Origin of the sequence: Desulfobulbus rhabdoformis, from assembly GCF_016919065.1 — a bacterium.
GTDB lineage: Bacteria > Desulfobacterota > Desulfobulbia > Desulfobulbales > Desulfobulbaceae > Desulfobulbus > Desulfobulbus rhabdoformis.
Map to the genome: position 1 here is coordinate 1 of NZ_JAFFQA010000024.1, position 18,000 is coordinate 18,000.

Genomic DNA, 18,000 nt, shown 5'->3' on the forward strand with positions numbered 1-18,000 from the left:
TTGGCGCTTTTCCCTTGTAGCGCAAGCTTTTGCAGGTGGCGCTCATAGAGGGACTCGAATCGTTTAATTTCGGCCTTGTTCATAGTATACTCCTTGCTGTAAGTGTTTGAAAATTAAACTCTTACACCGAGTATACACTGGTTTTTATTCTGCCGCGCAGCGGCTTCGTCCAACAAGCCGGTGAAGCTTCCAATATAGACAAAAAACAACTCGATGAAATGCAGCGCATAAGTATGATTCGCACGAGAAAGAGATAAACGCCCGTCCTGAGTACGACAGAAAACTGCTCCCCCAAAAATCAACTATAACGTTCGGAGAATGAAACAATGGAACAGAGCTATTGTACCTATATTTGTGACAAGTACCGGCATAACTGGAAAATCGGCCAAGCATTAAGGACTGAACATATCGAGTACATGGAAAACGATATAGACGGTCTAGTCGATGAATGCAGAGCATACGAAGCGGAATTGATTAGTTATTACATGGAACAGGAAAACAAGGGCGATTTTTGGCGGAACAGTGAAGGGCAAGTATTTTTTCGACTCCCGCGGGATGCAAGAGAATATAGCAACATGAGGGAAAAGGTCATTGCCTGCGCCTGTGGTTTCACATGCGTTCCGTTTTACAAAGTAATCGATCAAGACTTGTGGCTATGCGAGGACTGCACGCAAGCCGCCGTAAACGCCGATTATACCGGCCTCGACTATCATTACAGCGAACAGGAAGCGGATCAGCGTTACAAGGAAATAACAGAAGGCCTTGAACGTCTCGGAACTGGTCTTTGCTGGTCTGGCGAGGAATCAGACGAGTTTTCCCGCAAGACTTGCGACTGTTGCGGAACTGCTCTTCATGGTCGACGCAAACGCTTTGTTTTAGTCGGGTAATTTCCCAAAAATAAACCACAGGAGAAAACAAGATGGAACAAATCACACTTACAATTAATCTGTATTCTTTTGAAGAGTTAAGCGACGAAGCGAAACAACACGCAATAGAGGAATACCACGATATAAACACGGATCATGATTGGTGGGATTGCTCATTCGAGCAGTTTGCAGAAGTGGCGGAACTGTTCGGGCTCGATATCCGCCAGACAAGAAAAAATCTCATAAATGGCGATTTTCGTTACGATCCTACAATTTACTTTTCCGGTTTTGCCTCGCAAGGTGACGGAGCGTGCTTTGAAGGGAGGTACAGTTACAAGGAAGGCGCGTTAAAAAACATTAAAAAGGAATGGCCACAGGACAAAGAATTGCACCAAATAGTGGCAAGCTTGCAGGAGTTACAACGACGGAATTTTTATCAGGTACACTGCCGAACAAAACAAAGTGGCCACTATATGCATTCAGGATGTATGCAGGTGGACGTTGAGCATGCAGAGGACAGCTACAGGCAAGTGGCAGGGGAAGACGATTTCATCCAATGCATGCGCAATTTTGCCGACTGGATTTATAGCAAATTAGAAAAAGAACACGATTACTTAACCAGTGACGAACAAATAAAAGAGTCGTTGATTGCAAATGAATACAAGTTCACGGAAAACGGTGAAATTTACTAAAATTTTTTATCAATCCGTTTCCCAAAAATAAAACATTAAAGGTGCTAAAAATGAAACAATCTGATTTTAGCCGCATTAAACACAATATCAACGGTAATTCCCGCTTTGTTGTCCACTTCCTGCAATGCGCACTGAAAAGTGGAAAGGCGACGGTACGCCAGGCCTGTACGCCAGAACAGCAAAGCTTATGAACAAAATAGGGGGACGCAAATACAATTGCAAGTCTTTTGCTGGTGGAATTGTGTTCCAGACTTACAGCATTGAACGAACTATTGCAGATATCGAACGGGTTAAAAGCTACAGTATAAACGGGAACGTATAGAACCACTAGAACAGGAGAACAACCAGTGAAACAACTCAAAATTGCAACAAAAACTAACGCCGATAATATAGCGGAAAAATTGAGGGAGCAAGGCTTTTTTGTCGTTCGCATGTTCGATGGCCGTCACTATTACCTAATCATTTCCCGGCTGTAAAAAGGAGAATGTAATAATGGTTTATATTCAGCGAAAAGGAAACGGCTATCTTGAAACAGTAGATGAATTTACCACCAGAAAAGAAGCGCGTGAAATGCTGGCAGAATATCGTTTGTCAGATCCATACGCGCACTATTACTTATCTAGTCGAGCCTGCAAGGCATGGCATGAACGTTAATAGGAACATTAAGAACCAATAGAACCGGGATATTTTACAATGCAACAGACAATTTTGATTGAAAACGTTGATACGGGATTACTCCAGGAGCAAATAAAACTACTTGATAGCCTTTTGCACAGCATGAAACGGAATGATTTTTCATTGCCTTGTCAAGATAGAGCGCTTGAAGGCGTGTTGAATATGTTGGCAGAACGTCAAGAGACCGAACAGACTGTTTTATTTGTCAATCATTTACCAAAAGGGAAACATGAAGAAAAAGAAAATTGAAAAGCAGGAAACTTTCACCAAAGACAGAAGCAAACCGGCACGCATTCGTCGCCAGCGTAAACGCTTGGCAATTCAGGAGCGAGAGACCGCCTGTATGTTGGCGTCTGCCCGGTAAGCGGAACGCACGGAACCACTAGAACCACAGGAGGAGAAACCATGGAACGCATAGAGGCCTATAGGACTTTCGACGGCAAAATACACACCTCACACGCGGACGCAAGGCGTCATGTGGAAAAAATGTATGGGGATTTGCTGTTGAAAACTTCACACCGGCTTTGCAGGGAAACGAACAACGGTAAATATTCAAAAATCACTGAATTTATTGACAGTAACCTGGATATTTTTAACCAATTGCGCCTGATTAAAAACGACTTGGTAATCGACAATGACGGGAGACAGCACCATGGACCAGAAAACAGATGAAAAGATTAATGAGCTAGCAAACTTCTTTTGTTCCTCTTTAAAGATCGAAGCCCAAAAACTCGCCCGGTCTGGAATGATCGACGTTGGCAAGTTTGATCCGGACCAGTTTGCTTTGGCGAAGGTACTTTTGACTGCCTCAATCAAGCGCATGCAAGACGACTTTGCCCCAGTGCATGACAAGAAATTGCAAGCTGACGTTGAAAACCTGTTGCACGCATAGAACGCACAGAACCGATAGAACCTAGAGATAACTAATGTTGCGCACAAAATTAGCCAGAAAGGTACTGACCAAAACGGAACAGAAGCATTTGACAGAAATAGGCGTCAATTCAATACAACAATTTCAAAAATCGATAGACCACCAAGAGAGAATGCACCGGGAAGCTGAACAAAAGCACGGTGAAGATATACCTGCTTTTCTTTGCCGCTGTCCTGATTGCTGGCATATCGCAAAGAAACTGGGGATAAACGCCACAAACAACTCAGAATGCACAGAACAAGGAGAACTGACTATGGAACCGCAAACCCTCAAAGATATGACCGATCAAGGCGCAACAGAACAGGAAGCACAGAAAGCGCTTGAACTGTTCACCCTGTTGCGGCCAAGTCTCAAAATTAAGAGCAATGGCCGCATTGAAACAGAGTGCGGAGACAAGACGGTCTTAGGCCTTTATCGAACGTTGAAACGTTTTCACCGGAACTAACGGAACCGCCAGAATCATATATTTTTTTAACCTCATATTTCCCAACGGAGAAACAAAATGGAAAACATGACAGCCACCTATTCGCCCGATGATAACAAATTGCGCCTCTATTCAGCCACCCGCCTTGACTCGGAAACATACGCCAAGGCAAAAGCGCACGGGTTTAAGTGGGCACCTAAACAAGAGCTCTTTGTTGCTCCCATGTGGACGCCAGGAAGGGAGGATTTTCTTTTGTCCTTGGTGGATGAAATAGACGACGAAGATACAAGCTTGATTGATCGTACAGAGGAGCGGGCGGAACGGTTTAACGATTACAGCGATAAACGAGCAAAGGAAGCTGATCAAGCCGCTAACGCTGTGCAATTCATTTGTGACCAGATTCCGCTTGGTCAGCCTATCCTTGTTGGCCACCATAGCGAAAAACGAGCGAGACGAGACCAACAGAAGATTGAAAACGGAATGCGCAGAGCCGTTTCTCTCTGGGAAACCTCGGGATATTGGCAACGCCGGGCAGCCGGTGCGCTCGCTCATGCAAAATACAAAGAACGTCCGGACGTTCGCGCTCGCAGAATTAAGAGAATCGAGGCGGATAAGCGGAAACAAGAACGCAACATTGCAGAGGCGGAAACGTGGTTAAAACTCTGGTCAGCCCCAGACCTTACCCACGAAAAAGCGGTGACCATTGCCGGTTTTTGCTGGCTACACATGCCAAGGAAGGCCGGGGACCGGGAAGATTTTGACCAGAGTCCCACGGCTTACAATGTCTTGACTAATGATTTCCCTCACCTGTACGCACCGCGAACGGTTGAGGAGGTTGTAGAGGTGGCAAAAGCAACCTATCCGCGCACTATTGCTTGGTGTCAACGGTGGATCAACCACTATGACAATCGCCTGGTGTATGAAAAGGCAATGTTGGGCGAACAAGGCAAGCTTGATCTTATCGCAAAAAAGGCGAGGCCTAAACAATTGCCCCTTTGCAACTATCGCACGCCGGAAGGCCTGGAAATTGAAAATCAGTATTACAAGGGCGAGTTTATCCACTATCAGCAAGCGGAAATGACCAAGGCTGAATACGCCAAACTCTACAAAGACGACAAAGGCACAAGGAAAATAGACGGAACGCACCGGGTAAGGGTTGCCTATATCCGTGGAAAAAATTACAGCCGTTCCTTTTGCGTCGTTTTCTTGACTGACCAGAAAGAGACCAGACCGCCCAAGACAGAACAGCCGGAACCGCCAGAAGTAGCAGAGCAGAGAATACAGGCCAAAAGCTTGATGATCGACGAAACTACCCTTGCAGAACATGGTGATTTTTCACCGGCTCAACTTGCGACCAACAGGGACCAGGCCCTTATCAAATACTTTTCGGAACACCCGGAAGAGCTTAAAAAGCACGAGGCGGAACTTTGCAATCTTTATGAGAAATGGCAAGAGCAGAACCAGCCGGAAGAGCCAGAACCAAAGGAACTTGAGCCCGTCCGCTTTGAGGTGGGAAAAACATATTACACTCGCTCGATTTGTGACCATGAATGCATTCACCGCAGCACTATTGCCAGCCGCACAGAAAAAACCATCACTACCACCGAGGGAAAACGGCACAGGCTCACTGTTTACAATGGAGTGGAACAGTTTAAACCCCACGGTTCCTACAGTATGGCGGCAATCTTGAGCGCGGATAAATTCGAGGAACAGGAACAGCCGGAACCGGTGGAAGTGATTAACCAGGAGCAAGCATGCACCGTCATGGAGTCAAACGGTGGGCCTGTCACCGACCCGCCTCCTCCAGAGGACAGAGGCACAAAGTTTGACCAGATGCGCACACAGTTAAAAGCAGGCGTTCAGGTGGTGACTGCTCCCCAGTTGTTCCCTACTCCGCCCGATCTCGCCGCACGCATGGTGGAATTGGCGGAGATCGAACCAGGCCACAGGGTGCTCGAACCATCGGCGGGGACCGGCAACATATTGAAGGCCATAGGAAACGCACCCGACAAGGTGGCGGTGGAGCTAAACCAAGAACTCGCTTTCTCGATTCTGCCCCGGCTAGGGGTGTCTGGCCTACACATACACCAGGCCAATTTTCTCGAATGCTCAAAAGAGCAACCAGAGATCGGAACCTTTGACCGTATTCTTATGAATCCGCCCTTTGAAAAAGGGGCAGATATTCAACACATAAAGCACGCCTTGACTATGCTCAAGCCTGGTGGGCGTCTGGTGGCCATTTGCGCCAATGGTCCACGGCAACAGCTCCAGCTTAAACCGCTGACGGAACTCTGGGAACCGCTCCCGGCTGGCACGTTTGCGCAGGCTGGAACCATGGTCAACTCTGCTTTGCTTGTCATCGAGAAGTGACAGAACCGTGGACCGATACCAGAAAGAAAACGCCGCTCGCCGTGTGCTCGAATATTTTTACCCACGAGCACACGAGCGGAGCGACCAGGATCAAACAGCAGTATTTAATCGGGCCAAGGCTGAGACAATCAAAATAATCGAACAGGCCTTGGCAGAGGTGCAAGCGCTTGAGCAAGACGATTTTTTTACTCTGCTCAAGGCTGGAAAAATACAAAAAATTGAGTTCTGGCCATGGAATAATCAGAACCGGGGGAACCGACCATGAAAGACCACCACGAGATAAAAGCGAAACTTGAGGAGCTGTTTAACGGTCCCCGTAACCATAGTTTATTATCCAGCAAACCTGCCTTCCCAGAATAGGAGGGCAGGTTTGCTGTTTCAGGAATACCTGTTAGCGGTCTAGGCTTTACGCCGTGTGATACTCGGCTATAACGTCCCACCACCACGGATCGGTCAAAGTGCCTTCTTCCAGGCCGCAGAGAACACCAAGGCAAAAGTACCCTCTTGCTCCGTCTCGCCACCGTTCCAACGAGTTGCACTCGATGAATTTTCCAAGCTTTCCATTGTAAATTTCAAACTTTTCGGGTTGTGGGCCTAATATAAAAGGGTGCAGTTTACTGTTTCGCAATTTATCGAGTCCTTTCTTTGCTTCACTACACGGACCAGAGAAAAGCAATCGAGTTTCGTTGAGGTCGTAATCATGTATAAACAGTTTGCATATAACCATCACTCACTCTCTGGCGCAGCCTCGACCACCGGCACGATCCAGTCTTCGGGATCGGCTACACCTTGACCGTCTAGGGAGTAAACACGGGAGAAGAGGCCAAAGTACACTTCGTAACCTTCTGTGCTCTTGTAAATGGTTAAACACCCTTTGCCGTGCTTTGTTGATTCCACTAACTGATGGTTGAGGAAGGCCTCTTTGAGCTGGTGAGCCATAGAATACTCGGAAGCCATGGAACCGTTAGAACCGTCAGCAAACGATGTCAAGTCGTTGGCCAACTCCGGGTATTCATCTTTGCAAGACTCCGCGTAGGCCCTAATCGCCGGAATGGCGTGGATGTCGTGAGTGAGATCCAGCACGAAAAAATCACAATCATGGTGTTTCTTTCCTGGTGCGGATTGACCGTCTACTCGCGTGACCACGTATTTTTTATACATGCCGATTTTTTTCTGATCGACAGGCACAATGGCTTGCGCTTCAGAGTAATACGGGTCGTCATCCTGGCAGTCGCAAGCTTGCCCGTGTTTGATGCCATGAATCATGGCCTCTTGAAATAGAGTGCCGGTAAGATCAAGCATTCCCTTTATAACTTTTTCGGTGTAGCCCCAATGGCCACCCGCCAATTCTTTTGCTGTTGGTTTTGTCATATCTTCAATTGCTCCACCACCGAAAAACCATCTTCCGGGCGAGTTGATATTTTACTTCGGTTTCGATCTTCCGCTTATGGAGGATCTTTGGCTTTTGTCGTTCAATTACAATCAATCGACCTCTCCATTCCTTGCATATATAGAGGCCGGCGTACTCCGGAACATCGCAGGAACTTGCAAGAACTTCTGGAATCAGAAAGGAAAAATAATTACAAGCGAGCTTGCCCGACTGGATCAGCTCGTGTTTAGACTGTCCTCGTGGATTGGTCTTTTTGAAGTCGGCTATAAAATCAGACTTACTGATTTTGATCTCAACCTCTTCAAGCAATCCGCTTTTGCGCAGGGCAGCCAGGTCCATCTCATTACCGGAATTGCCCATATACACGTTTGGCAACACCATCTCGTATCGTTGATTGAAAAAACGATAAAAGGTTTGTTGCAGGTCTTTTGAAGTCAATTATTCATCTCCTAAGACGTTGATTACCTCCCGTGCGGAACGGCCGGAACCAACGGAATCAATGGAAGCCTTGCGAGTGTTCAGCAGGTGGTCAACGCACCTCGGCATATCTACACCCCGCTTAAACGCAGGGAAGGCCTCTTTCATGTCGCGTGTTATTTCCAACCCTTTCTTCTCGTTCACCAGTTCGTTCCTGGTGTACGCTTCAACATCGAGTTGGATAAGTTCGGCCAGTTTGGCACTCATATCTTTAAGGAGTTGCAAACCTGGCTCTTCGTATTCCAGAACACCACCGGCTCCGCGCTTGAAGTACAGACAATTGGGGAGATCCGGTGCATAGTTTGATTTGGGAACATCGAGAACCACATAGTCACGGGCTCTTTCTATCCCGAGCCTGGTGGCAGTTTTTTGGTCCATCCTGGTCATACCCGCTTGCCAGCGGCAGCCATCAACAATGGCGGAGGCACCACGAGCCATCTGTTGGCCGATTTTATCGGCATTCTGCTTGCCGGTGTGATGACTGAAAAGGATGGTGACCGAGTGTTTCTTTGCCAGGGCCTCCAGACATTGAATCCACTGGGTGGCATGATCGTTTGAGTTCTCGTCAAGTCCGTAGAAACGGCTCATCGGGTCGAAAATTAGAAGCTCAAGCCCCGGGTGATTACTCAACGTCTCGTCGAGCCAGTACCAACCATCCGCCCTAACCGGCTGGCCACCTTCCAACCTCATAAAAGGACCAACTTCGCCATAGACACTGGCAGCGTAAAGTGATTCAGGGAACTGCCCTTTACCGATCTTCCAGAGGCGTCGGTCAAGCTCATCCTGGGGATCTTCACCGACGATCACCAAGGTCTCCAACGACCTGGGCACATTGATCGGCCCAATGTTGCCACCGCTGGCTGCAGCCATGGCGAGGGAAAGCAGAAGGAAAGTTTTACCGGTGCTACCGGTGGCGGTAATGACGCCAACTACCCCCTTGGGGATGAATCCCTGATCGTTGAAGCGAAACAAGAACTCCATAGGGTCGGGTTGCTTGATCAACCGCCCGAAAACTCTTGAACTCCTGGGAGTTAGCGGGGGCATTTTTCCTTTTGGGGGAGCGGCCGCAAGAAGCACCTGTTGGGTAAAGTCCATCCCCTTGATCGACGCCAGGTCATTGAAATCCGTTGGCCGCAGCTCGTCCAAGTTCTCGATGTCGTCGAACTCGGGCCAGACAACCTTTGCTCCAACCTGTTCTGCGGTTTTGTTTGCTGCCGTGATACCGGGATTACCGATCGTAAACTGATCGTTATCTGCGCAGATGATCAGTTGCGCATCAGGGTTGTTCCTGCGCACTGAGGTGGCCACAGCCGGCAGGTTGGTAGTGTTGAACGCAACTACCACAGTAGAGCCGGTGGCGGCGTGTACGGTTGCCCCTGTGGCGTACCCCTCACAGATCCGGACAGGCAAAGAAGGGTCACCTTCGATAACGAATGACCCTTCAATTACTTCCCCGCCTTTGAGGAAGAACTTGTTTTTTCCATCCTGATTCTTTTTTGGGAAAACACGCTGCAAGTTTACTATCTCGCCCTGAGTATTCAGCAGCGGAATAAGCAACTGGCGTTTATACTGACGCAAGAAGTGCGAGGGAACGCCCTTTAACTCCAGGTAAGGGTGAGAAACCGCATCCTCGGCCATTGCCCACATTCGCTGTGCAACCCGCTTGGCCCTGGATTGATCAAGCTTCTTCTGGGCAGCCCTCAGCTCGTTGGCCTTTTTGACCCGTTCGTTATGTTGCCGAGATTCCTCATCGTTCAGTTCATGAGGCTTTTTGCTGCACCAGTTCTCTTTTAAACAGGTCTTCCAGTTGCCAAACGTGCCACTGGCAATACTGTCACCGAAAAAGACGTACCACCCGGCCTTGTCCCCTTTTCGATCAACATCGAAGCGAATGAGAGCTCCGGTGGGGTCAATGACTTCCGGCTGAAGGCCATAGGTTGATAGGGTTTCGCGAAACGCCTCGACTGGATCATCTGAAACCTCCGGCGCACGGTATCGCTTTGTTTCTTGTAACGGGGCTAGGCCGAGGTCTATCATGTGGTGATTTTTTTCAGGCAGCGTTTACAGGTGACGTTTTCAGGATTGCTCGAAATTAAGACCCGGTGATTGATTCTGCGTTTACAAAGGGTGAATCGAAGCGGTTTGCCGCCAAAGAGGTTGAATTGTGCAGTCAGAGAGGCCGCGTGAACCTTCTTCTTTGATTTGGATTTTGGCTTATCCTCTAGCCATTCCGCTCGTTGCTCAACACCCCTCATATAACCAGACGGCATGCGCTTACTGCCCATTAGGCCGCTCAATCTCGCGCTCCCTTAATCGTTCCATGATGACAACCCCGTGTTCATCAATACTGACAACCCTTACAATCGTTCCCGGTTGGAAAGTGTGATACAGAACTCTCCCGCTAAACAAAAGTCCATGTATGCGCCAGGTGTCAGTCAGAAAGTCGTACCCTTCTCGGGAATTCACCCACCAAAAAAGTGCGCTCAAAGGGAAGAGTATGATTTTGATCACCAGTAACCATGAAGGGAGGCGCCTGGCGTGCTTGGTCCCGGTCTTCTGGACTAACCAGTAAAACAAAGCCCTTTTTTTTCGACCTATTATCTTCAACATATTATTTAATTTCCATCTGGTGGCAGTGCTCGCACCAGTCGCAAAACTTACATTGATAAAAGGTGGGGTCTTGGCTGATTCTCGGTAGCAGTTCGCCTGCTAGGCAACTACGCAGGATTCGCGCAGCTTTGACGCTCAACGCTTCGCAAGCCATAGGGTTGAAAGGTACGGCTTCCCAGTGGATCTCCATGGTGTCCATGTTTACAGCCGAGAACAGTGCCGGATTATCGCGCAGGTCGAAGCGGTCCTGGTACACCTGGACCTGCCCCCAGTAGGTGCCAGAAAAATGGCGTAGACCGTGCTTTTCAAAAGAACGCCACTTGGCAGCCTTGAGCCCCTTATTTTCCCATAACCGGGGGAATGGGCCAAAAACAGAGGGTCCACCAACGATAATTCCGTCGCAATGTCCTTTAAAGAGCCCTCCAGCCTCACTAAAACCAAACTGCTCCCCGTCTTTATCCTCCGTCAGGATCTCCACTCCACTAAGACGCATCCAGCGAATCATTGCCGCTTCTGCCCAGTGGCCACGCTCGAAAATTCGTAACTTTCGACCAACGAGATACTTATCAACGTCTCTTTCCACGTTGAAAAACGAGAACTGCAACTGGCGCTCACATTCGTGGCCAATCTCGGAACCGCCAAGGTATTCACGTTTCGGCTGCTGGTCGCGCTCTCGCTCAAGCGCCGCATCGAGCACGGCGTTAAGCTTGGGCGAGAGCATTTTTTTAGAGCTGAGGTCAATCATGTATCAGCAAGCCACCTGGGTAATATTCGCTCCACAGTTCGCAGCCACCAGGGCGGCTGCAGGATATGGCGAGACTGAATTACCGCACATTCGAACCTGAGCCGTTTTGGTCATTTTCTTGCCGTTGAAAATCGGGTCTATAATGTAGGAATCAGGGAATCCTTGAGCCCGAAACAATTCACGCGGTGTAAGCATACGCATGCCGATATCGACAATCTGGTATTGAATCCCCCTAACTGTCACCAATCCAAAACGATCCTTGGTGGTAACTGTATGCATCGGCTCGTTAAGCTTAGGGTTTTGGTCGCTTCCATAGTATTTCAACAAGAAAGCCCGAACTTCGCCCAAGTGAGTACCGCTGGCGGTGATGGTTGGTGCCGGGATCAGCGTGGATTGGCCATCCTTGCAGGTGCCTCGCAGCTTGATCATGTGCGAGGTGACAAGCCCGGTTTTACCTCCACCACCCGCCGTGATGGTTCCGACTGGGGCAGCAGTATCGCCACCTACGCTTTTGCCAAACTGGCGCATGAGGTTCGCAGTGACCAAGGAGTGATGATCAACGCTGGTGACAGTGCCAACAGGGACATTCAGATCAGACCCGACAACCCCGGTGTAGTGCTTAGCCAAAAACGCCTGGACCAGGGCATGGTGACCGCCCTTGACATTCGCGCAAATCGTTCTCAGCGGTTCATCGCTTTGCATACATCGAGGCGAAGAGGCATTTGCATGTTCGGTCAGGACCGGGGCGATCAAGCCCCCTTGAGAGCCCTGTGCCGTGATGGTCCACAGGGGATCATCTAAGCTTCTGGTACGCGGAGCCTGCCCCTTTCTTTCACCATTCCTCGTATTCACGATAAAAGGTTCCGCTGTATTCACCACGTATCGCATGACACCATGGGCAATACGTCGGCAAGTAGCATCGGCTAACGGGCGTTTGCGCTCAAAAATTGATGGAGCGGGAATTGACCAATCGATACACTCTGCAGCGGTGCGATAGGGTATCAGTTGATCCCCATGGGTAGGCTCAGGCCATACGATAGGTTGACCGTCGCACCGGGCGATCAGAAAAAGCCGTTTCCGGATAGTCGGGGCACCATAGTCGCAAGCTCGCAATTCTCTCCAGTCAACCTGATAATCAAGGCGTTTCAGACGGTTTACCCATCGGTAAAAAGTTTGCCCCTTGTTATACTCACATGGGCGCAGGACCGGTCGGCCATCGTCTTCGAACAGTGGTCTACCATTCGCATCGCAAGCCTGGGTCAACGGTCCCCAGTCTTGAAACTCTTCCACGTTTTCAAGCATAATCACACGCGGACGAACCTTTTGAGCCCACTTAACGACGATCCAGGCGAGCCCACGAATTTTTCTCGAAACCGGTTTTCCGCCCTTGGCTTTCGAAAAATGCTTACAATCGGGGCTAAACCACGCTAGGCCAACCGGTCGCCCCTCGCAGGCCTTCACGGGGTCCACGGTCCATACATCCTCGCAATAATGCTTGGCATACGGATGATTCTGCATGTGCATGGTCACCGCTTCCGGATCGTGATTTATGGCGATATCGACCGGCCTTCCGATCCCCATCTCCATCCCCAAGCTCGCTCCGCCCCCGCCAGCAAAGTTATCGACAATAAGCTCCTCGCCACCAATGCCCCGATGAGCGTTATAAGGAGCCGTCATGCGCAACGCTCCCGCAAAACCACACCAGCCTCGGCACACATTTCGGCCGCCGCGATGAACTCTTCTGGGTCCATGTGAGTTTTACCTGGCCCGTAAACGATTTCCTTGATGCCAGCCTGAATCATCGTCCTGGCACAACCTGCGCACGGGTGATGGGTTACATAGACTGTACATCCCTTGGTGCGGATTCCCTCTCTGGCGGCAAAAGCGATCAGATTGGCCTCTGCGTGACTGGCAAAAAGGTATTTTCGAGGACGCTCAAAACGATCAGGCGAGTCAACGACCCCCCGAGGGGGGCCATTGTAACTGGTCAAGCGCACTTCACCTTCAGGGCCGACCAGTGCGGCCCCAACCATGGTGCTGTCTTTTGACTTCAGAGCGGCATGGACTGCAAAGCCGTAAAGGTATTCTTCCCAGTTCATGCGCAAACCTCCTTGCGCTTCAAAGAAAAGCGCAGCGACATGACCAGGAGAAAAACCATCACAGTATTTCCGCCAGATTGTATTCCGACGTGCCAGTTCCATCCGCCGCCGAAACGCCCCCAATCGTTATCTTTTGAGCGCATTTCAGCGGTGATACCCAACCGTCCGATGGTGGTTTTTTTGTTAAAGATATATTTCATGCGCCCTCCCCTTTTGACCAATCAGCCTCCGGATATTTCGCCATGAACTCCTCGCGCAGTGGAATCATGATTCGCCGCATTTCTGGGTCTGCATGCTTGCTGCAGCGCATGGTGTCCGTGTTGAGAATATGCAGCCACTCAGGGAGACTGGCATACATGATCAGCTCGGTTTTGCATTCGTTAGGGAGAACGCCACGAGCTTGCTGAGGTTGAAGGCCTTTGTCAAGCCGATTAAAATAACGCCTCTCGGCCCCCATCATGTCGTCTCTCCAGAGTTTAAGCAACGGATTGTAACCTCTCGAAAACGCAGGAGATACCCACCCAGGACGAACAAAGCTCACCTCACCATCAAACCGCTCCCCGTCGTACCGGCAAAACCGTTGGCTCTCCTGCAGGATGGCGCACGGCCGATGCCGCACAAGCTGGTGGCTGATAGCTCGATTCGTGACAATCCGCACGGCAACATGCTTGTGGTACCAAGGTATCTGGTCAGGACGCGCAAACTTCACGTAGGTGTCCCGAATATCCTCGCCAAAAAACAAAGGAAACTCATGCGCCAAGAAGCGTAAAGACTGCTCCGTATTGGGATACTCGGCCTCAAGGAAAGCTCTGATTGATCCAGAGATCACAACCTTCCCTCTTGTCTCTCCTGTTATCCGCGAGGAGGTGATGTATTTGCTTTTAGGGACATCAAGTTCCGTTGTAGCCAAATGAACGACGGCCATTTCAAGCGGCATCCAGTGTTTGCGATCAACTATCCCCAGGCAAAACACTCGGGCCTCCTCGTCGTTTGGCTTCTCTGGTCGTTGGTAGCATACGCTGGCGCACTTATCGATACGTTGGTAAACGCTCAGTTGCTCAAGCTCCGACTCAATTATCTTTGCATAGGGTTCGACGATTTTCATAAAACATCTCCAAGGTATTCTTTTTTAGTTTCCATTTTGGGAAATTACAAGGCTAAAAAAAACGCGGGTTTTCTCTTTTGATAACTTTATCGAGTTTCCAGAGACTTATTTGCTTGCCTCTTTTTTGAAAGCGTCGATTTCTGACATGGCTCAGTCGGTGCGACCGAATTTGCTCTTTTTTTCGACTGGTCAGCCGGCGAAACACCGTGACGACCGTGCGGCCACCAACGACAACGCTATAACCGTCATAACGGAACACGGAAAAACGCTTCGTTGAGGCTGTTGACTCAATACCATGCGCAATAACGGCCAAAATAGTTGGCCAATAGATGTCGCGCTGGATCATACGCGCAATTGCGTGACCACTTGGGCGAAAATCGGTTAATGGCACAGGGTCACCCTTCACCATACGTGTCCCACACATGAGGGATTTCATTGGTTTCTGTTACCTCCGTGATGCTATTTTCCGGTGGAGTATAGTCAAGCATTGCCTGAATCCAGCGAATGGCCACTCTGAGTTGGTGCTTGTCAGCATTGGCCGGCACGATCAGGCGTTGCGCATGGTCCACCAATAAGGGACAGGGCCGTTGATCTGCGTAGTTTTCAATGATAAAGGCGACCAAGGCCTCTATCTCTTGCTCTTCATACTCGCAGAACGGCTTGGCCATCAGCTCCTTGGCTGTGAGAAAATCGGCAAGCTTCGTCAGATTCATGCGTCGATCACAACTTTAGCCGTCTCGACCACCGCGAACTCTTCATGGCAGTCATCACAACGAAACCTGCCGCCGCGAGGGTCGCTAACGAAACCGTACTGCTCTTCGTGGCAATAAGGGCACTCGACGGCGATCTCCTTCGCTATCACCCTGGTGGCCACTTTGGAGGTAGATTCAGCCATTCTCGCCTGCCTCCTTTTTCTCATTGAGAAGGTCTTGCAACGTTTTCACGTCATCAGTGGCGCTCTCAAGCCGCAATTTAGCTCTGCGGTAATTGGTGTCCGCTAGGTAGTGGCGATGTACCGCCTCTTTCAGCATTCGCTTCAGCGTCTCGATGGTTTTCATTATGTATTCATCTCCTGCAGGGCGCTCATCATTTCGTCGTTATCAACTGTCCACCACTGAACCATTTTGCAGATAGGGCAACGCTGGTTGGGACGGACAAAACCCCAGGTGTTACCCCCCCAACCAATCTCACCAGACGCGTACCCGTCAATCCAGGAGCTAGAGCAATTGCATATCGGGTGATGCCTTCTTGTCGCCCGTTTTTCAAATATCGAATCAACCTCTTCGACAAGATCGAGGCAGTAATCGAGCTGAGCCGATGAGCCCGTTGTGAGCCGCCCGTCGTTTTCATCTCCCTCTACCCATGTGAGGGCATTTTTACGCACAAACAAAAGCTCCGCATCGTTCATTTGCTGGAGGCTCCCTCCAATTGGGTTCAATTCTACAACATCGGGAACGCGCCTCAATTTGCCAAAACAGTCTGTATTCATGCTGTCCAATCTAAACTCCTAAAATTTGTTCAATTGCTCGGCTGTTAAAACCGAAAGTTATAAGCGCAGCCGCTTCAACTTTAGAAAACTGGCCGTAATGCCCCAGGCGGTTAAGCAACTGCATCTGTTTCTGTGAAGCGCTCTCTCGCATCCACCGAGCCGCTTTCTTGGCCGAAGTGGATTTCTCGTGCTGCCGCATAAAATCATCAGCCGAGGAGATAGCACCGATCTTGTTCGATACACCAAGCGGAGTAACCGTTTTCCCCTCGCCACCAATGGCGTACCAGTTTTCATCGTCTGCTGTGCATACGCATGCCCAACTGGCGAACCCGGTGGCAACTAGGGCAGCACCACTGTCAAAGATCGAGATCCATCGAAATGGACTGGTATTGAGCAGGTCAATCTCGATCAGTTTGAGTTCTTCCAACTCGTTGTAAAAGCCATCTAGGTCAACCTCGACCTTGAACTCGTACCCACAAAGAGGGCATTCCTTAACCTGGATCGGTAGCTTGGATTTGCACTCAGGGCAGGTTTTCTTTGCCGCCTCCCCTTTTTCTTTGTTTTCCTTGTACTTCAAGCGAACATCGGCGTTGAGATCGCCATGCTTGAGCAACGAGATTCCGAAGTCCAAAACAAGGCAATCGCGCTTTACGATCCCCGGATGTCTTGCAGGGTCTAGCTTACGCAGCCCCCGTCCAATCATCTGGATCATCGTTGATTTGTGCGAACTGACGCGCAGGAGCATGACGCAGGAAATCCGTTGGTTGTCGAAGCCTTCGGTCAAGATCATTGGGTTGATCAAGACCTGCACGTCGCCTCGATCGGCCGCTGCAAGAATAGCTCGACGCTCTCTAACCGGTAGTTGACCATGAACCGTCTCTGCCTCAACGTTCATCTCGCGGAAAACTTTGCAAACATCCTCCGCGTGTTGGATAGTAGAGCTAAAAACGATAGTTTGCCGATCGTTGGCCATTTCCAACCATTTTTCCACCACTTGATTGTTATTAACCGTGGTGTTCTGGATAGCCTCAATCTCGGCCTGGTTGTAATCATCAGCTCTCGGCTTTAGAGATTTCAACGCCGACTGTGTGCCAATATCCACCACCATTGCCTTTGGTGGCACCAGGTGGCCAGCTTGCACCATCTCGGAAATGGTTACGATGTCGGCAACATTGGAAAAGGTGTTGGCCAGCCCTTTTTTGTCAGAGCGCTCCGGTGTGGCCGTAACCCCCAAAATCTTAATTTCAGGGTTAACCTCTTTGACCTTGCCAATCACTTTTTGATAAGTGGCACTGGCACAATGGTGAGCCTCATCGATCACCAGGAGATCAAGCCGTGGTATTGCCTCAACATGATTAGCAACCGTTTGCACCATCCCGAAGGTGGCGCGTCCCCTCCACGATTTACGGCCCGAAGTGAAAAAGCTTATCGGGATTTCCGGCGCTACCCGGCGAAAGGTCTCAGAGTTCTGGTTGGCCAGTTCGTCACGGTGCTGTAAGATTAGCGCTCGGCCAACTCCATTGATCTGTTGAGCGGTGGTGGCTGATAGTGCCACTGTCTTGCCGAATCCTGTATTGGCGACCCCTAGGGTGTTTCCATGTTCGCCAAGGGCCTGCAGGCAATTGGCTACAAATGTTTTTTGTCTTGGGCGTAGAATCATCGTAATACACCGGTGTATATGGGGATATCAGGGCTCCCCGGCTTCGTCGCCCCGAAGTTTACAATTTCGCTCTTGGCGAATCCATTGTCCCCTGCTGTTGACAAGTGCTTGCGCTCCCACCAGCCAGGGGCTAACGATTGATCTTCGTCTTCTTTGCCACCCCCTCTCCCTGAAGCTTCTTCGTTAGCCTCCACTTCCGCAGCCCAGAGGTGAGGGAACTTATGCTTGACAGCTTCCTCCCATCGTTCGAGATCATCGCCTCGTTTTTTCCAAACCGAATGGGGGACAAATAGCCAATGATGAACCCTAGTGGGGCAGCCGAGCGCTCTATATCTTTTGAAGACAGCGAACCTGTCACGTTTCATTTTGCGACAGAGAGTGTTGAGCGAGTATGTTCTTTTTCCGAATTTAACGTTGATAGTGCTGAATTTATTTCTCATTAGACCTCCATGGAAACCGGCCCGGGT

The 18,000-nt window shown here is 49.8% G+C and carries 28 protein-coding genes; 13 read left to right on the forward strand and 15 right to left on the reverse strand.

What is annotated here, in order from left to right; all coding sequences use genetic code 11:
- Positions 1-326 precede the first annotated feature (326 nt).
- The 13 genes from JWJ90_RS13165 to JWJ90_RS13215 all read left to right on the forward strand — a co-directional run bounded on the left by JWJ90_RS13165 (position 327) and on the right by JWJ90_RS13215 (position 6,223).
- Positions 327-887, forward strand: coding sequence for a hypothetical protein (locus JWJ90_RS13165; protein WP_205227695.1), 561 nt, complete (start codon positions 327-329; stop codon positions 885-887).
- A gap of 32 nt (positions 888-919) precedes the next feature.
- On the forward strand, positions 920-1,558 hold the full coding sequence (locus JWJ90_RS13170) for a hypothetical protein (RefSeq protein ID WP_205227696.1): 639 nt from the start codon (positions 920-922) through the stop codon (positions 1,556-1,558).
- A gap of 50 nt (positions 1,559-1,608) precedes the next feature.
- A complete protein-coding gene (locus tag JWJ90_RS13175; protein ID WP_205227697.1) occupies positions 1,609-1,749 on the forward strand; it encodes a hypothetical protein in 141 nt (46 codons plus the stop codon).
- Entirely contained in the window at positions 1,746-1,880 is a 135-nt protein-coding gene (locus JWJ90_RS23960) for a hypothetical protein (protein ID WP_420828916.1), read from the forward strand. Before JWJ90_RS13175 ends, JWJ90_RS23960 begins: the two co-directional genes overlap by 4 nt.
- Positions 1,881-1,905: 25 nt before the next feature.
- Entirely contained in the window at positions 1,906-2,034 is a 129-nt protein-coding gene (locus tag JWJ90_RS23600) for a hypothetical protein (protein ID WP_275889112.1), read from the forward strand.
- Between the two features lie 16 nt (positions 2,035-2,050).
- Positions 2,051-2,212, forward strand: a complete 162-nt coding sequence (locus JWJ90_RS13180; RefSeq protein WP_205227698.1) for a hypothetical protein — start codon at positions 2,051-2,053, stop codon at positions 2,210-2,212.
- Between the two features lie 39 nt (positions 2,213-2,251).
- Complete coding sequence (locus JWJ90_RS13185; protein WP_205227699.1) at positions 2,252-2,482, forward strand: hypothetical protein; 231 nt, start codon at positions 2,252-2,254, stop codon at positions 2,480-2,482.
- On the forward strand, positions 2,463-2,597 hold the full coding sequence (locus tag JWJ90_RS23605; protein ID WP_275889113.1) for a hypothetical protein: 135 nt from the start codon (positions 2,463-2,465) through the stop codon (positions 2,595-2,597). The genes JWJ90_RS13185 and JWJ90_RS23605 overlap by 20 nt, the downstream gene beginning before the upstream one ends.
- Positions 2,598-2,638: 41 nt before the next feature.
- On the forward strand, positions 2,639-2,905 hold the full coding sequence (locus JWJ90_RS13190) for a hypothetical protein (RefSeq protein ID WP_205227700.1): 267 nt from the start codon (positions 2,639-2,641) through the stop codon (positions 2,903-2,905).
- Positions 2,886-3,125 carry a hypothetical protein gene (locus tag JWJ90_RS13195; protein WP_205227701.1) on the forward strand — a complete coding sequence of 80 codons (240 nt, stop codon included), beginning with the start codon at positions 2,886-2,888 and terminating at the stop codon, positions 3,123-3,125. The genes JWJ90_RS13190 and JWJ90_RS13195 overlap by 20 nt, the downstream gene beginning before the upstream one ends.
- Before the next feature lie 292 nt (positions 3,126-3,417).
- Positions 3,418-3,609, forward strand: a complete 192-nt coding sequence (locus JWJ90_RS13200; protein WP_205227702.1) for a hypothetical protein — start codon at positions 3,418-3,420, stop codon at positions 3,607-3,609.
- A gap of 57 nt (positions 3,610-3,666) precedes the next feature.
- Positions 3,667-5,958, forward strand: coding sequence for a DUF3560 domain-containing protein (locus tag JWJ90_RS23240; RefSeq protein ID WP_240194921.1), 2,292 nt, complete (start codon positions 3,667-3,669; stop codon positions 5,956-5,958).
- Positions 5,959-5,965: 7 nt separating this feature from the next.
- Positions 5,966-6,223, forward strand: a complete 258-nt coding sequence (locus JWJ90_RS13215) for a hypothetical protein (RefSeq protein WP_205227703.1) — start codon at positions 5,966-5,968, stop codon at positions 6,221-6,223.
- Positions 6,224-6,684: 461 nt separating this feature from the next.
- On the opposite strand, the gene JWJ90_RS13220 is transcribed toward JWJ90_RS13215, so the two are convergent.
- From JWJ90_RS13220 to JWJ90_RS13290, 15 genes are all read right to left on the reverse strand, one after another.
- On the reverse strand, positions 6,685-7,329 hold the full coding sequence (locus tag JWJ90_RS13220; RefSeq protein ID WP_205227704.1) for a hypothetical protein: 645 nt from the start codon (positions 7,327-7,329) through the stop codon (positions 6,685-6,687).
- Positions 7,330-7,333: 4 nt separating this feature from the next.
- Entirely contained in the window at positions 7,334-7,786 is a 453-nt protein-coding gene (locus tag JWJ90_RS13225) for a hypothetical protein (RefSeq protein WP_205227705.1), read from the reverse strand.
- Positions 7,787-9,862 (reverse strand): AAA family ATPase, encoded by a 2,076-nt coding sequence (locus JWJ90_RS13230; RefSeq protein WP_205227706.1) that lies wholly within the window; start codon positions 9,860-9,862, stop codon positions 7,787-7,789. It lies immediately after the preceding gene.
- A gap of 574 nt (positions 9,863-10,436) precedes the next feature.
- Complete coding sequence (locus JWJ90_RS13235) at positions 10,437-11,180, reverse strand: hypothetical protein (protein WP_205227707.1); 744 nt, start codon at positions 11,178-11,180, stop codon at positions 10,437-10,439.
- Positions 11,181-11,183: 3 nt separating this feature from the next.
- Positions 11,184-12,857, reverse strand: a complete 1,674-nt coding sequence (locus JWJ90_RS13240; protein ID WP_205227708.1) for a DNA cytosine methyltransferase — start codon at positions 12,855-12,857, stop codon at positions 11,184-11,186.
- Positions 12,854-13,279, reverse strand: coding sequence for a deoxycytidylate deaminase (locus JWJ90_RS13245; RefSeq protein WP_205227709.1), 426 nt, complete (start codon positions 13,277-13,279; stop codon positions 12,854-12,856). The genes JWJ90_RS13240 and JWJ90_RS13245 overlap by 4 nt, the downstream gene beginning before the upstream one ends.
- Complete coding sequence (locus JWJ90_RS13250; protein ID WP_205227710.1) at positions 13,276-13,479, reverse strand: hypothetical protein; 204 nt, start codon at positions 13,477-13,479, stop codon at positions 13,276-13,278. The genes JWJ90_RS13245 and JWJ90_RS13250 overlap by 4 nt, the downstream gene beginning before the upstream one ends.
- On the reverse strand, positions 13,476-14,384 hold the full coding sequence (locus tag JWJ90_RS13255; protein WP_205227711.1) for an FAD-dependent thymidylate synthase: 909 nt from the start codon (positions 14,382-14,384) through the stop codon (positions 13,476-13,478). The genes JWJ90_RS13250 and JWJ90_RS13255 overlap by 4 nt, the downstream gene beginning before the upstream one ends.
- A gap of 52 nt (positions 14,385-14,436) precedes the next feature.
- Complete coding sequence (locus JWJ90_RS13260; RefSeq protein ID WP_205227712.1) at positions 14,437-14,775, reverse strand: hypothetical protein; 339 nt, start codon at positions 14,773-14,775, stop codon at positions 14,437-14,439.
- Between the two features lie 4 nt (positions 14,776-14,779).
- Positions 14,780-15,097, reverse strand: a complete 318-nt coding sequence (locus JWJ90_RS13265; RefSeq protein WP_205227713.1) for a hypothetical protein — start codon at positions 15,095-15,097, stop codon at positions 14,780-14,782.
- The gene (locus JWJ90_RS13270; RefSeq protein WP_205227714.1) at positions 15,094-15,279 is read right to left on the reverse strand and encodes a hypothetical protein; all 186 of its coding nucleotides are present in this window, start codon (positions 15,277-15,279) and stop codon (positions 15,094-15,096) included. Before JWJ90_RS13270 ends, JWJ90_RS13265 begins: the two co-directional genes overlap by 4 nt.
- Complete coding sequence (locus JWJ90_RS13275; protein ID WP_205227715.1) at positions 15,272-15,442, reverse strand: hypothetical protein; 171 nt, start codon at positions 15,440-15,442, stop codon at positions 15,272-15,274. Before JWJ90_RS13275 ends, JWJ90_RS13270 begins: the two co-directional genes overlap by 8 nt.
- A complete protein-coding gene (locus JWJ90_RS13280) occupies positions 15,442-15,792 on the reverse strand; it encodes a hypothetical protein (RefSeq protein ID WP_205227716.1) in 351 nt (116 codons plus the stop codon). Before JWJ90_RS13280 ends, JWJ90_RS13275 begins: the two co-directional genes overlap by 1 nt.
- Before the next feature lie 91 nt (positions 15,793-15,883).
- A complete protein-coding gene (locus JWJ90_RS13285; protein WP_205227717.1) occupies positions 15,884-17,533 on the reverse strand; it encodes a DEAD/DEAH box helicase in 1,650 nt (549 codons plus the stop codon).
- Positions 17,530-17,973 carry a hypothetical protein gene (locus JWJ90_RS13290; protein WP_205227718.1) on the reverse strand — a complete coding sequence of 148 codons (444 nt, stop codon included), beginning with the start codon at positions 17,971-17,973 and terminating at the stop codon, positions 17,530-17,532. The genes JWJ90_RS13285 and JWJ90_RS13290 overlap by 4 nt, the downstream gene beginning before the upstream one ends.
- Positions 17,974-18,000: the final 27 nt, after the last annotated feature.